We start from the raw sequence: 13,037 nt of genomic DNA, 5'->3' as shown, positions 1-13,037 counted from the left end.
GGGGCGATCAAGGGTTTCGCCGCGACCTGATACGGTGGGTGACGCAATCCCGACGTCCTTTAAGGTCCGTCCCGTGAGGCGGAGAAGGAGGTCCGTTTCGTATGGACAAGCAGCAGGACTCCCCGTCCGATATGCCGCCCGTCGATGCACGGCCCGTTCTCGAGGGCCCTGACATCGCGCGTGTGCTGACCCGCATCGCCCACGAGATCGTCGAACGCGCCAAGGGTGCCGACGACGTGGTGCTCCTCGGCATTCCGACCCGCGGCGTCTTCCTCGCCCAGCGGCTCGCCGCCAAGCTCGAGCAGATCACCGAGCGCAAGGTCCCGGTCGGCTCGCTCGACATCACGATGTACCGCGACGATCTGCGCATGCAGCCGCCGCGTGCGCTGGCCCGCACCGAGATCCCCGGTGACGGGATCGACGGCCGCCTCGTCGTCCTCGTCGACGACGTGCTGTTCTCCGGCCGCACCATCCGCGCCGCCCTCGACGCGCTGAACGACATCGGGCGCCCCCGCGCGGTGCAGCTCGCCGTCCTCGTCGACCGCGGCCACCGCGAACTGCCCATCCGTGCCGACTACGTCGGCAAGAACCTCCCCACGTCGCTGCGGGAGACGGTCAAGGTCCAGCTCGCCGAGGAGGACGGTCGCGACACTGTGCTGCTCGGTGCCAAGCGGGCCGGTCAGTAGCAGATCGGCGGATCGGGCGCCCGGTGCTGCCGCGCGCCCGCACATGCCCGGTTCTGCCCCGAATCTCCCGAATGAACTGCCTTACGGAGCCTGACAGATGCAGCGTCATCTCATCTCGGCCGCCGACCTCACCCGCGACGACGCCGTCCTGATCCTCGACACCGCCGAGGAGATGGCCCGGGTCGCGGACCGGCCGATCAAGAAACTGCCCACCCTGCGCGGCCGGACCGTGGTCAACCTCTTCTTCGAGGACTCCACCCGCACCCGGATCTCCTTCGAGGCCGCGGAGAAGCGGCTGTCCGCGGACGTCATCAACTTCTCCGCGAAGGGCTCCAGCGTCTCCAAGGGCGAGTCGCTGAAGGACACCGCCCAGACCCTGGAGGCCATGGGCGTCGACGCCGTGGTCATCCGGCACGGTGCCTCCGGAGCCCCGTACCGCCTGGCCACCTCCGGCTGGATCGACGCCCACGTCATCAACGCCGGTGACGGCACTCACCAGCACCCCACCCAGGCGCTGCTCGACGCGTTCACCATGCGCCGCCGGCTCGTCGGCCGGGACGCCGGGATCGGCCAGGACCTCTCCGGCCGGCGCATCACCATCGTCGGCGACGTCCTGCACAGCCGGGTCGCCCGCTCCAACGTCGACCTGCTGCACACGCTCGGCGCCGAGGTCACCCTGGTCGCCCCGCCGACCCTGCTGCCGGTCGGCGTCGACACCTGGCCCTGCCAGGTCTCCTACGACCTCGACTCGACGCTGCCCAAGTCCGACGCCGTGATGATGCTGCGCGTCCAGCGAGAGCGGATGAACGCCGCGTTCTTCCCCACCGAGCGCGAGTACTCGCGGCGCTACGGCCTCGACGGCGACCGCATGGCGCGGATGCCCGAGCACGCCATCGTGATGCACCCCGGCCCGATGGTCCGCGGCATGGAGATCACCGCCGAGGTCGCCGACTCCGAGCGCTGCACGGTCGTCGAGCAGGTCACCAACGGTGTCTCCATCCGGATGGCCGTCCTGTACCTGCTGCTCGGCGGCGCCGAGTTCAACGCGAAGAACGCGCCCGCCACCCACGCCCGTACCACCGAGGAGAAGTAAGACAGATGAGCAAGATCCTGATCCGTGGTGCGAAGGTGCTCGGCGGCGAGCCGCAGGACGTCCTGATCGACGGCGCGACCATCGCCGAGGTGGGTGCGAACCTGAGCGCCGACGGCGCGGAGATCGTCGAGGCCGACGGAAAGGTGCTGCTGCCGGGCCTGGTCGACCTGCACACGCATCTGCGCGAGCCCGGCCGCGAGGACTCCGAGACGGTCCTCACCGGCACCCGCGCCGCGGCGAGCGGCGGCTACACCTCCGTGTTCGCCATGGCCAACACCTTCCCGGTCGCCGACACCGCCGGTGTCGTCGAGCAGGTCTGGCGGCTCGGGCAGCAGCACGGCTACTGCGACGTCCAGCCGATCGGCGCCGTCACGGTCGGCCTGGAGGGCAAGAAGCTCGCCGAGCTGGGCGCCATGCACGAGTCCGCGGCCGGAGTCACCGTCTTCTCCGACGACGGCAAGTGCGTCCACGACGCCGTGATCATGCGGCGCGCGCTGGAGTACGTGAAGGCCTTCGGCGGCGTCGTCGCCCAGCACGCGCAGGAGCCGCGGCTGACCGAGGGCGCCGAGATGAACGAGGGCGTCGTGTCCGCCGAGCTGGGGCTCGGCGGCTGGCCGGCCGTCGCCGAGGAGGCGATCATCGCCCGCGACGTGCTGCTCGCCGAGCACGTCGGCTCCCGCGTGCACATCTGCCACCTGTCCACCGCCGGGTCGGTCGAGATCGTCCGCTGGGCCAAGTCCCGGGGCATCCAGGTCACCGCCGAGGTCACTCCGCACCACCTCCTCCTGACCGACGAGCTGGTGCGCACCTACAACCCGGTCTACAAGGTCAACCCGCCGCTGCGCACCGAGCGCGACGTCCACGCGCTGCGCGAGGCGCTCGCCGACGGCACGATCGACATCGTCGCCACCGACCACGCCCCGCACCCGCAGGAGGACAAGGACTGCGAGTGGGCCGCGGCCGCCATGGGCATGGTCGGTCTGGAGACCGCGCTGTCAGTGGTCCAGGAGACCATGGTCGACACGGGCCTGCTGGACTGGGCCGGCGTCGCCGACCGCATGTCCTTCACGCCCGCGCGCATCGGACAGGCCGAGGGCCACGGACGTCCCGTCTCGGCAGGTGAGCCCGCCAACCTCACCCTCGTCGACACGGCATACCGTGGCTCTGTGGACCCCGCGGGCTTCGCCTCGCGCAGCCGCAACACCCCGTACGAGGGTCGCGAGCTGCCGGGCCGTGTCACGCACACCTGGCTCCGGGGCAAGGCCACGCTCGTCGACGGGAAGCTCACGTGACACCTGTACTCCTGCTGGCCGCCGAGAAGGAATCGGCGGAAGTGACCGACTGGGCCGCCCGCATCGGCTGGGTCGTGGGCCTCGGCCTGTTCGTCGCGCTCGTCTACTGGCTGATGCGCGAGGGCTGGAAGTGGCGCGGCACGCTCCAGAGCGACCTGCCGGAGCTGCACAGCGCGCCGGACGACCCGGGTCCGGCGAGACTGAGCATGAGCGGCCGGTACCACGGCTCCACCACCGCCGGACAGTGGCTCGACCGCATCGTGGCGCACGGCCTGGGCACCCGCAGCCGGGCCGAGCTCACGCTCACCGACGCCGGGCTGGAGGTCGTACGCCCCGGGGCGAACGACTTCTTCATCCCGGTGGGCGCACTGCGCGAGGCCCGGCTCGACAAGGGCATCGCCGGCAAGGTCCTCACCGAGGGGGGCCTGCTGGTGGTGACCTGGCAGCACGGCGAGCGGCTGATCGACTCCGGTTTCCGCTCCGACCACGCGGCCGAGCACAACGAGTGGGTCGACGTCCTCAACTCCATGACCGAAACCAACAGCACGGAAGGCGCCGAACGATGACGACCTCCACCAAGGGAGCCGCCCGGGTTCCCGCCGTACTCGTCCTCGAGGACGGCCGGATGTTCCGGGGCCGTGCCTACGGGGCCGTGGGGGTGACCTTCGGCGAAGCCGTGTTCTCCACCGGGATGACCGGCTACCAGGAGACCCTCACCGACCCGTCGTACCACCGCCAGGTGGTCGTGATGACCGCCCCGCACGTCGGCAACACCGGCGTCAACGACGAGGACATGGAGTCCAGGAAGATCTGGGTCTCCGGCTACGTCGTGCGCGACCCCGCACGCGTGCCCTCCAGCTGGCGCTCCCGCCGCACGCTGGACGACGAACTGCGCGCCCAGGGCGTCGTCGGCATCTCCGGCATCGACACCCGCGCCCTCACCCGCCATCTGCGCGAGCGCGGCGCCATGCGCGTCGGCATCTTCTCCGGCCAGGCGCTGCCCGACGAGGGCACCATGCTCGCCGAGGTGCGCCAGGCCCCCGAGATGAAGGGCGCCGACCTCTCCGCCGAGGTCGCCACCACCGAGCCGTACGTCGTGCCCGCGATCGGCGAGAAGAAGTTCACCGTCGCCGCCGTCGACCTCGGCATCAAGGGCATGACCCCGCACCGCATGGCCGAGCGCGGCATCGAGGTGCACGTGCTGCCCGCCACGGCGAGTGTCGAGGACGTCTACGCCGTCAACCCGGACGGCGTGTTCTTCTCCAACGGCCCCGGCGACCCGGCCACCGCCGACCACCCGGTCTCCGTGATGCAGGCGGTGCTGGAGCGCGGCACCCCGCTGTTCGGCATCTGCTTCGGCAACCAGATCCTCGGCCGCGCCCTCGGCTTCGGCACCTTCAAGCTGAAGTACGGCCACCGCGGCATCAACCAGCCGGTGCAGGACCGTACGACCGGCAAGGTCGAGGTCACCGCGCACAACCACGGATTCGCCGTCGACGCCCCGCTCGACAAGGTCTCCGAGACCCCCTACGGCCGCGCCGAGGTCTCCCACGTCTGCCTCAACGACAACGTGGTGGAAGGCCTGAGGCTCCTCGACAAGCCGGCCTTCAGCGTCCAGTACCACCCCGAAGCGGCAGCCGGCCCGCACGACGCCGCCTACCTGTTCGACCGCTTCGTCTCCCTGATGGAGGGCCAGCGTGCCTAAGCGCACCGATATCCAGTCCGTCCTGGTCATCGGCTCCGGCCCGATCGTCATCGGCCAGGCCGCCGAGTTCGACTACTCCGGCACCCAGGCGTGCCGCGTGCTCAAGGCCGAGGGCCTGCGCGTCATCCTGGTGAACTCCAACCCGGCGACGATCATGACCGATCCGGAGATCGCCGACGCCACCTACGTCGAGCCGATCACCCCGGAATTCGTCGAGAAGATCATCGCCAAGGAGCGCCCCGACGCCCTGCTGCCCACCCTGGGCGGCCAGACGGCCCTCAACACCGCGATCTCGCTGCACGAAAACGGTGTGCTGGAGAAGTACGGCGTCGAGCTGATCGGCGCCAACGTGGAGGCGATCCACAAGGGCGAGGACCGCGACCAGTTCAAGGAGGTCGTGGAGGAGGTCCGCAAGAAGATCGGCCACGGCGAGTCCGCCCGCTCCTACATCTGCCACTCCATGGACGACGTCCTCAAGGGCGTCGAGGAGCTCGGCGGCTACCCGGTCGTCGTACGCCCCTCCTTCACCATGGGCGGCGCCGGCTCCGGCTTCGCGCACGACGAGGAGGAGCTGCGCCGCATCGCCGGCCAGGGCCTCACCCTCTCGCCGACCACCGAGGTGCTCCTGGAGGAGTCCATCCTCGGCTGGAAGGAGTACGAGCTGGAGCTGATGCGCGACAAGCACGACAACGTGGTGGTCGTCTGCTCCATCGAGAACTTCGACCCGATGGGCGTGCACACCGGTGACTCCATCACCGTCGCCCCGGCGATGACCCTCACCGACCGCGAGTACCAGATCCTGCGTGACATCGGCATCGCTGTGATCCGCGAGGTCGGCGTCGACACCGGCGGCTGCAACATCCAGTTCGCGGTGAACCCGGCCGACGGCCGCGTCATCGTCATCGAGATGAACCCGCGCGTGTCGCGCTCGTCCGCCCTGGCCTCCAAGGCGACCGGCTTCCCGATCGCCAAGATCGCCGCCAAGCTGGCCGTCGGCTACACGCTGGACGAGATCCCCAACGACATCACCCAGGAGACCCCGGCCTCCTTCGAGCCGACGCTCGACTACGTGGTGGTGAAGGCCCCACGGTTCGCCTTCGAGAAGTTCCCGAGCGCCGACTCCACCCTCACCACCACCATGAAGTCGGTCGGCGAGGCCATGGCCATCGGCCGCAACTTCACCGAGGCGTTCCAGAAGGCGCTGCGGTCGCTGGAGAAGAAGGGCAGCCAGTTCACCTTCGTCGGCGAGCCGGGCGACAAGGACGAGCTGCTGCGCGAGGCGGTCCGCCCGACCGACGGCCGCATCAACACCGTCATGCAGGCCATCCGCGCGGGCGCCACTCCTGAGGAGGTCTTCGAGTACACGAAGATCGACCCCTGGTTCGTCGACCAGCTCTTCCTGATCAAGGAGATCGCCGACGAGCTGGCCGAGGCCCCCGAGCTGACGCGCGAGCTGCTCGCCGAGGCCAAGCGGCACGGCTTCTCCGACCAGCAGATCGGCGAGATCCGCGGCCTGCGCGAGGACGTCGTGCGCGAGGTCCGGCACGCGCTGGGCATCCGCCCGGTCTACAAGACGGTCGACACCTGCGCCGCCGAGTTCGCCGCGAAGACGCCGTACTTCTACTCGTCCTACGACGAGGAGACCGAGGTCGCGCCGCGCGAGAAGCCGGCCGTCATCATCCTGGGCTCCGGCCCGAACCGCATCGGCCAGGGCATCGAGTTCGACTACTCCTGCGTCCACGCCTCCTTCGCGCTGAGCGACGCCGGGTACGAGACCGTGATGGTCAACTGCAACCCGGAGACCGTCTCCACGGACTACGACACCTCCGACCGCCTGTACTTCGAGCCGCTGACGCTCGAGGACGTGCTGGAGATCGTCCACGCCGAGCAGCAGGCCGGACCGGTCGCGGGCGTCGTCGTCCAGCTCGGCGGCCAGACCCCGCTGGGTCTGTCGCAGGCGCTGAAGGACAACGGCGTGCCGATCGTCGGCACCTCCCCGGAGGCCATCCACGCCGCCGAGGACCGCGGCGCCTTCGGCCGGGTGCTCAAGGAGGCCGGTCTGCCGGCCCCCAAGCACGGCACCGCCACCACCTTCGCCGAGGCCAAGGCCATCGCCGACGAGATCGGCTACCCGGTCCTCGTCCGGCCGTCCTACGTCCTCGGCGGGCGCGGCATGGAGATCGTCTACGACGAGGCCCGGCTGGAGTCGTACATCGCCGAGTCGACCGAGATCAGCCCCTCGCGGCCGGTGCTGGTCGACCGGTTCCTGGACGACGCCATAGAGATCGACGTGGACGCGCTCTACGACGGCGAGGAGCTGTACCTCGGCGGCGTGATGGAGCACATCGAGGAGGCCGGTATCCACTCCGGCGACTCGGCGTGCGCCCTGCCCCCGATCACCCTCGGCGGCTTCGACATCAAGCGGCTGCGCGCCTCCACGGAGGCCATCGCACGCGGTGTCGGGGTGCGCGGTCTGATCAACATCCAGTTCGCGCTGGCCGGTGACATCCTCTACGTCCTGGAGGCCAACCCGCGCGCCTCGCGGACCGTCCCCTTCACCTCGAAGGCGACGGCGGTGCCGCTCGCGAAGGCCGCCGCCCGTATCTCGCTGGGCGCGACCATCGCCGAGCTGCGCGCCGAGGGGCTGCTCCCGGCCACCGGTGACGGCGGCGAGCTGCCGCTCGACGCGCCGATCTCCGTCAAGGAGGCCGTGATGCCGTGGTCCCGCTTCCGGGACATCCACGGCCGCGGCGTCGACACCGTCCTCGGCCCGGAGATGCGCTCCACCGGCGAGGTCATGGGCATCGACAACGTCTTCGGCACGGCGTACGCCAAGTCGCAGGCGGGTGCCTACGGGCCGCTGCCGACCAAGGGACGGGCGTTCATCTCGGTCGCCAACCGCGACAAGCGCTCGATGATCTTCCCGGCGCGTGAACTGGTCGCCCACGGCTTCGAGCTGCTGGCGACCTCCGGCACGGCTGAGGTCCTCAAGCGCAACGGCATCAACGCCACCGTGGTGCGCAAGCAGTCCGAGGGCACCGGCCCGAACGGCGAGAAGACCATCGTCCAGCTCATCCACGACGGCGAGGTCGACCTCATCGTCAACACCCCGTACGGCACCGGGGGGCGGCTCGACGGCTACGACATCCGCACGGCCGCCGTGGCGCGGTCCGTGCCGTGTCTGACGACGGTCCAGGCGCTCGCGGCGGCGGTCCAGGGCATCGACGCCCTCAACCGCGGCGACGTCGGGGTCCGCTCGCTCCAGGAACACGCCGAACACCTGACGGCGGCCCGCGACTAGCAGTCCGACGAGGGGGACACCGAGAACGGTGTCCCCCTCTTCATGAGCACACCTGGGACACCTTCACCGATGTACAAGCTGTTCTTCCGTCTCCTCTTCCAGCGGATGGACCCCGAGCAGGCCCATCACCTGGCCTTCCGCTGGATCCGTCTGATCGCGCGCGTGCCCGTGCTGCGCACCTTCGTCGCCGCCGTGCTCGCGCCCCGCTCCAAGGAGCTGCGCACCGAGGCGCTGGGGCTGCGTCTGCACAGCCCCTTCGGGCTCGCCGCCGGCTTCGACAAGAACGCCGTCGGCATCGACGGGCTGGCCATGCTCGGCTTCGACCACGTCGAGATCGGCACCGTCACCGGGGAACCGCAGCCCGGCAACCCCAAGAAGCGGCTGTTCCGCCTGGTCGCCGACCGGGCGCTGATCAACCGCATGGGCTTCAACAACGAGGGATCGCTCAAGGTCGCCGCCCGCCTCGCCTCGCGCCGGCCCGTCTTCAGGACGGTCGTCGGCGTCAACATCGGCAAGACCAAGGTCGTACCGGAGGACGAGGCGGTCCTGGACTACGTGAAGTCCGCGGAGCGGCTCGCACCGTACGCCGACTACCTGGTCGTCAACGTCTCCTCGCCGAACACCCCCGGACTGCGCAACCTGCAGGCGGTCGACCAGCTGCGCCCGCTGCTGAGCGCCGTCCGCGAGGCCGCCGACCGCACCGTCATCGACCGGCGGGTGCCGCTGCTGGTGAAGATCGCCCCCGACCTCGCCGACTCGGACATCGACGCCGTCGCCGATCTCGCCGTGGACCTCGGCCTGGACGGGATCATCGCCACCAACACCACGATCGCGCGCGAGGGGCTCGGGCTGCGCTCCGCCCCCGCGCTCGTCCAGGAGACCGGCGGCCTGTCCGGAGCGCCCCTGAAGGCCCGCTCCCTGGAGGTGCTGCGCCGCCTGTACGCGCGCGTGGGCGACCGGATCACCCTGATCGGCGTCGGCGGCATCGAGAACGCCGAGGACGCCTGGCAGCGCATCCTGGCCGGTGCCACGCTGGTCCAGGGGTACAGCGCCTTCATCTACGAGGGCCCCTTCTGGGCCCGCGACCTCCACAAGGGGCTCGTCGCGCGTCTGCGCACCAGCCCGTACGCCACGCTCGCCGACGCGGTGGGCGCCGACGTGAGGACATCGGCATGACCGGTCTTGAACCCTTCGGCGCGCGACTGCGCCGGGGCATGGACGAGCGCGGGCCGCTGTGCGTGGGCATCGACCCGCATGCCTCCCTGCTCTCCGAGTGGGGCCTGAACGACGACGTGGCGGGCCTGGAGCGGTTCAGCCGTACCGTCGTCGAGGCGGTCGCCGACCGGGTCGCCGTGCTCAAGCCGCAGAGCGCCTTCTTCGAGCGCTTCGGCTCGCGCGGTGTCGCCGTGCTGGAGAAGACGGTGCAGGAGGCGCGGGCGGCCGGTGCGCTGGTGGTGATGGACGCCAAGCGCGGCGACATCGGCTCCACCATGGCCGCGTACGCCGAGTCGTTCCTGCACAAGGACGCGCCGCTGTTCTCCGACGCGCTCACCGTCTCGCCGTACCTGGGCTACGGCTCGCTCAGCCCGGCCGTCGCGCTGGCCCGGGAGAGCGGCACGGGCCTGTTCGTGCTGGCGCTGACCTCCAACCCGGAGGGCGGCGAGGTGCAGCACGCGGTGCGCCACGACGGGCGGAGCGTCGGCGCGACCATGCTCGGGCACCTGTCCGTCGAGAACGCGGGGGAGGAGCCGCTGGGGTCCTTCGGCGCGGTCGTCGGCGCCACGCTGGGTGACCTGTCGTCGTACGACCTGGACATCAACGGCCCGCTCCTCGCGCCCGGCATCGGGGCGCAGGGCGCCAAGGCGGCCGATCTTCCGGCGGTCTTCGGCAGCGCGGTGCGCAATGTGGTGCCGAACGTCAGCCGGGGTGTGTTGCGTCACGGTCCCGACGTGGTTGCGCTGCGTGACGCCGCGGACCGTTTCGCGGAGGAGATCAGGGCCGCGGTGACGGCTGCCTGAGTCCCTTGCGGGGTCGGTGGAGGGCCGCCGGGGTCTGGATACATCCACAAATCCGGGGCAGTATGTCCTCAATGTCCGGCCTGACGGAGGCTGACCAGGACTTTTCCGCTGTTCTCGCTGACTCTTGCGGAGTTGACCGCTAGTCTCCGACGAGAGAACGGGCAAGCGTGTTGCTCGTGGCTCCCCAGGTGTGGGGCGACTAGGTTCCTCACCGGTCCGTATCCGACAGTTCGACATCCGAGGTGACGTAGGCGTGGCTCTTCCGCCCCTTACCCCTGAACAGCGCGCAGCCGCGCTCGAAAAGGCCGCCGCGGCTCGCCGGGAGCGGGCCGAGGTCAAGAATCGACTCAAGCACTCCGGCGCCTCCCTTCACGAGGTCATCAAGCAGGGCCAGGAGAACGACGTCATCGGCAAGATGAAGGTCTCCGCCCTGCTCGAGTCGCTGCCGGGCGTGGGCAAGGTCCGCGCCAAGCAGATCATGGAGCGACTGGGCATCTCCGAGAGCCGCCGCGTGCGGGGTCTCGGTTCCAACCAGATCGCCTCCCTGGAGCGCGAGTTCGGCAGCACCGGGTCCTGAGTCCCGGGCACCCCGGCATTGCTGGAATAATCGCTGCATGGCTGCAACACCCCGGGGGACGACCCCCGTGCCCCCGGACGTACGTCCGCGGCTGACCGTGCTCTCCGGCCCCTCGGGGGTCGGCAAGAGCACGGTCGTCGCCCATATGCGCAAGGAACACCCCGAGGTCTGGCTCTCGGTGTCGGCGACGACCCGCAAGCCCCGTCCCGGTGAGCAGCACGGCGTCCACTACTTCTTCGTCACCGACGAGGAGATGGACAAGCTGATCGCCAACGGCGAGCTGCTGGAGTGGGCCGAGTTCGCCGGCAACCGCTACGGCACGCCCCGCGCGGCGGTCATCGAGCACCTGGAGGCGGGTGTGCCCGTCCTCCTGGAGATCGATCTCCAGGGCGCCCGGCAGGTCCGCGAGTCCATGGCCGAGGCACAGCTGGTGTTCCTGGCTCCGCCCTCCTGGGAGGAGCTCGTACGCAGGCTCACCGGGCGGGGCACCGAGTCGCCCGAGGTGATCGAGCGCCGGCTGCAGGCCGCGAAGACGGAACTGGCGGCCGAGCCGGAGTTCGATTCGACCCTGGTCAACACCTCCGTCGAGGACGTGTCCCGCGAGCTGCTAGCCTTGATGAACGTCGTGTGATCGTGGGCAGTCGTTCACCGGTCGCACCGACTGAATCTTTCCCATCCATCGGAAGGTAGAGCGTGTCCTCTTCCATCTCCGCGCCCGAGGGCATCATCAACCCGCCGATCGACGAGCTCCTCGAGGCCACGGACTCGAAGTACAGCCTCGTGATCTACGCGGCCAAGCGGGCCCGCCAGATCAACGCGTACTACTCGCAGCTCGGCGAGGGTCTCCTCGAGTACGTCGGTCCCCTCGTCGACACCCACGTCCACGAGAAGCCGCTCTCGATCGCCCTGCGCGAGATCAACGCGGGACTGCTGACCTCCGAGGCCGTCGAGGGCCCCGGTCAGTAAGTCGTATCAGCTGGTTTCGGCTGACTTGTCCACAGGCCCGGCAGTACGTCTGCCGGGCCTGTGGTGTGTGATGGGGGTGTACGAGTCCGAGCCGGGGGAGAGCGGGGAGAGACGGTGGACAAGCCGAAGGTCGTTCTGGGAGTCAGCGGCGGCATCGCCGCCTACAAGGCGTGCGAGCTGCTCCGCAGGCTGACGGAGTCGGGACACGACGTCCGTGTCGTGCCCACCGCGTCCGCGCTGCACTTCGTCGGCGCCGCCACCTGGTCCGCGCTCTCCGGGAACCCCGTCTCCACCGAGGTGTGGGACGACGTCCACGAGGTGCCCCACGTGCGGATCGGGCAGCACGCGGATCTCGTGGTGGTCGCCCCGGCCACGGCCGACATGCTGGCCAAGGCGGCCCACGGCCTCGCCGACGACCTCCTCACCAACACCCTGCTCACCGCCCGATGTCCCGTCGTGTTCGCGCCCGCCATGCACACCGAGATGTGGGAGCACCCGGCCACCCAGGACAACGTGGCGACCCTGCGTGCGCGCGCCGCCGTCGTGATCGAACCGGCCGTCGGCCGCCTCACGGGCGTCGACACCGGCAAGGGTCGGCTGCCCGACCCGGGCGAGATCTTCGAGGTGTGCCGGCGGGTGCTGGCCCGCGGGGTCACCGAACCCGACCTCGAGGGCCGGCACGTCGTGGTCAGCGCCGGAGGCACCCGCGAGCCCCTCGACCCCGTGCGGTTCCTCGGCAACCGCTCCTCCGGCAAGCAGGGCTACGCCCTCGCCCGCACCGCCGCCGCCCGGGGCGCCCGGGTCACGCTGATTGCCGCCAACACCGCCCTGCCCGACCCGGCGGGCGTGGACGTCGTGCCCGTGGGGACGGCCGTCCAGCTGCGCGAGGAGGTGCTCCGGGCCGCCGCCGACGCCGACGCGGTGGTCATGGCCGCGGCCGTCGCCGACTTCCGCCCCGCCGCCTACGCGGCCGGGAAGATCAAGAAGAAGGACGACCAGGAGCCCGAGCCCATCACCCTGGTCCGCAACCCCGACATCCTCGCCGAGATCTCCGCCGACCGGGCCCGGCCCGGACAGGTGATCGTCGGCTTCGCCGCCGAGACCGACGATGTCCTCGCCAACGGACGGGCCAAGCTGAAGCGCAAGGGCTGCGATCTGCTCGTGGTGAACGAGGTGGGAGAGCGCAAGACCTTCGGCTCCGAGGAGAACGAGGCCGTCGTGCTGGGCGCCGACGGCAGCGAGACCCCGGTCGCCCACGGACCCAAGGAAGCCCTGGCCGACACGGTGTGGGACCTGGTGGCCGAGCGCCTCGGGTGAGCGCCGTATACGCCGTCCGGCCCCCGGAAACCACGCTCATCGGTGCGTGGCGCCTCTGGCCAACACCGCCCGTTGCTGGGCA

The 13,037-nt window shown here is 70.3% G+C and carries 12 protein-coding genes; all 12 read left to right on the top strand.

Going from position 1 to position 13,037, the window contains the following annotated elements:
* Nucleotides 1-101: 101 nt before the first annotated feature.
* The 12 genes from pyrR to coaBC all read left to right on the top strand — a co-directional run bounded on the left by pyrR (nt 102) and on the right by coaBC (nt 12,955).
* The gene (gene pyrR / locus AB0412_RS13875; RefSeq protein WP_366402782.1) at nt 102-686 is read left to right on the top strand and encodes a bifunctional pyr operon transcriptional regulator/uracil phosphoribosyltransferase PyrR; all 585 of its coding nucleotides are present in this window, start codon (nt 102-104) and stop codon (nt 684-686) included.
* A 97-nt stretch (nt 687-783) separates the two neighbouring features.
* The gene (locus AB0412_RS13870; RefSeq protein ID WP_366402781.1) at nt 784-1,779 is read left to right on the top strand and encodes an aspartate carbamoyltransferase catalytic subunit; all 996 of its coding nucleotides are present in this window, start codon (nt 784-786) and stop codon (nt 1,777-1,779) included.
* Nucleotides 1,780-1,784: 5 nt separating this feature from the next.
* The gene (locus AB0412_RS13865) at nt 1,785-3,071 is read left to right on the top strand and encodes a dihydroorotase (protein WP_366402780.1); all 1,287 of its coding nucleotides are present in this window, start codon (nt 1,785-1,787) and stop codon (nt 3,069-3,071) included.
* Nucleotides 3,068-3,637 carry a hypothetical protein gene (locus tag AB0412_RS13860; RefSeq protein WP_366402779.1) on the top strand — a complete coding sequence of 190 codons (570 nt, stop codon included), beginning with the start codon at nt 3,068-3,070 and terminating at the stop codon, nt 3,635-3,637. Before AB0412_RS13865 ends, AB0412_RS13860 begins: the two co-directional genes overlap by 4 nt.
* Nucleotides 3,634-4,776, top strand: a complete 1,143-nt coding sequence (carA, locus tag AB0412_RS13855) for a glutamine-hydrolyzing carbamoyl-phosphate synthase small subunit (RefSeq protein ID WP_366402778.1) — start codon at nt 3,634-3,636, stop codon at nt 4,774-4,776. Before AB0412_RS13860 ends, carA begins: the two co-directional genes overlap by 4 nt.
* Nucleotides 4,769-8,077: a carbamoyl-phosphate synthase large subunit gene (gene carB, locus AB0412_RS13850; protein WP_366402777.1), complete on the top strand. Its 3,309-nt coding sequence runs from the start codon at nt 4,769-4,771 to the stop codon at nt 8,075-8,077. The genes carA and carB overlap by 8 nt, the downstream gene beginning before the upstream one ends.
* 69 nt (nt 8,078-8,146) lie before the next feature.
* On the top strand, nt 8,147-9,253 hold the full coding sequence (locus tag AB0412_RS13845; RefSeq protein WP_366402776.1) for a quinone-dependent dihydroorotate dehydrogenase: 1,107 nt from the start codon (nt 8,147-8,149) through the stop codon (nt 9,251-9,253).
* Nucleotides 9,250-10,095, top strand: coding sequence for an orotidine-5'-phosphate decarboxylase (gene pyrF, locus AB0412_RS13840; RefSeq protein WP_366402775.1), 846 nt, complete (start codon nt 9,250-9,252; stop codon nt 10,093-10,095). Before AB0412_RS13845 ends, pyrF begins: the two co-directional genes overlap by 4 nt.
* A gap of 253 nt (nt 10,096-10,348) precedes the next feature.
* Nucleotides 10,349-10,672 carry an integration host factor gene (locus AB0412_RS13835; RefSeq protein WP_003977346.1) on the top strand — a complete coding sequence of 108 codons (324 nt, stop codon included), beginning with the start codon at nt 10,349-10,351 and terminating at the stop codon, nt 10,670-10,672.
* Nucleotides 10,673-10,709: 37 nt separating this feature from the next.
* A complete protein-coding gene (gmk, locus tag AB0412_RS13830; RefSeq protein WP_366402774.1) occupies nt 10,710-11,303 on the top strand; it encodes a guanylate kinase in 594 nt (197 codons plus the stop codon).
* 62 nt (nt 11,304-11,365) lie between these two features.
* Nucleotides 11,366-11,638, top strand: coding sequence for a DNA-directed RNA polymerase subunit omega (rpoZ, locus tag AB0412_RS13825; RefSeq protein WP_004933985.1), 273 nt, complete (start codon nt 11,366-11,368; stop codon nt 11,636-11,638).
* A 114-nt stretch (nt 11,639-11,752) separates the two neighbouring features.
* Complete coding sequence (gene coaBC, locus AB0412_RS13820) at nt 11,753-12,955, top strand: bifunctional phosphopantothenoylcysteine decarboxylase/phosphopantothenate--cysteine ligase CoaBC (protein ID WP_366402773.1); 1,203 nt, start codon at nt 11,753-11,755, stop codon at nt 12,953-12,955.
* Nucleotides 12,956-13,037: the final 82 nt, after the last annotated feature.

Origin of the sequence: Streptomyces sp. NPDC052012, assembly GCF_040689265.1 — a bacterium.
In the GTDB taxonomy this organism is placed as follows: Bacteria; Actinomycetota; Actinomycetes; order Streptomycetales; family Streptomycetaceae; genus Streptomyces.
The sequence above is the reverse complement of the archived record's forward strand: the minus strand, read 5'-3'. Positions and strand labels throughout refer to the sequence as shown.

Excerpts from the sequence above, each read along its gene's own strand:
- pyrR (WP_366402782.1), top strand. The coding sequence starts at position 102 with ATGGACAAGCAGCAGGACTCCCCGTCCGATATGCCGCCCGTCGATGCA.
- AB0412_RS13870 (WP_366402781.1), top strand. The coding sequence starts at position 784 with ATGCAGCGTCATCTCATCTCGGCCGCCGACCTCACCCGCGACGACGCC.
- AB0412_RS13865 (WP_366402780.1), top strand. The coding sequence starts at position 1,785 with ATGAGCAAGATCCTGATCCGTGGTGCGAAGGTGCTCGGCGGCGAGCCG.
- carA (WP_366402778.1), top strand. The coding sequence starts at position 3,634 with ATGACGACCTCCACCAAGGGAGCCGCCCGGGTTCCCGCCGTACTCGTC.
- AB0412_RS13845 (WP_366402776.1), top strand. The coding sequence starts at position 8,147 with ATGTACAAGCTGTTCTTCCGTCTCCTCTTCCAGCGGATGGACCCCGAG.
- pyrF (WP_366402775.1), top strand. The coding sequence starts at position 9,250 with ATGACCGGTCTTGAACCCTTCGGCGCGCGACTGCGCCGGGGCATGGAC.
- gmk (WP_366402774.1), top strand. The coding sequence starts at position 10,710 with ATGGCTGCAACACCCCGGGGGACGACCCCCGTGCCCCCGGACGTACGT.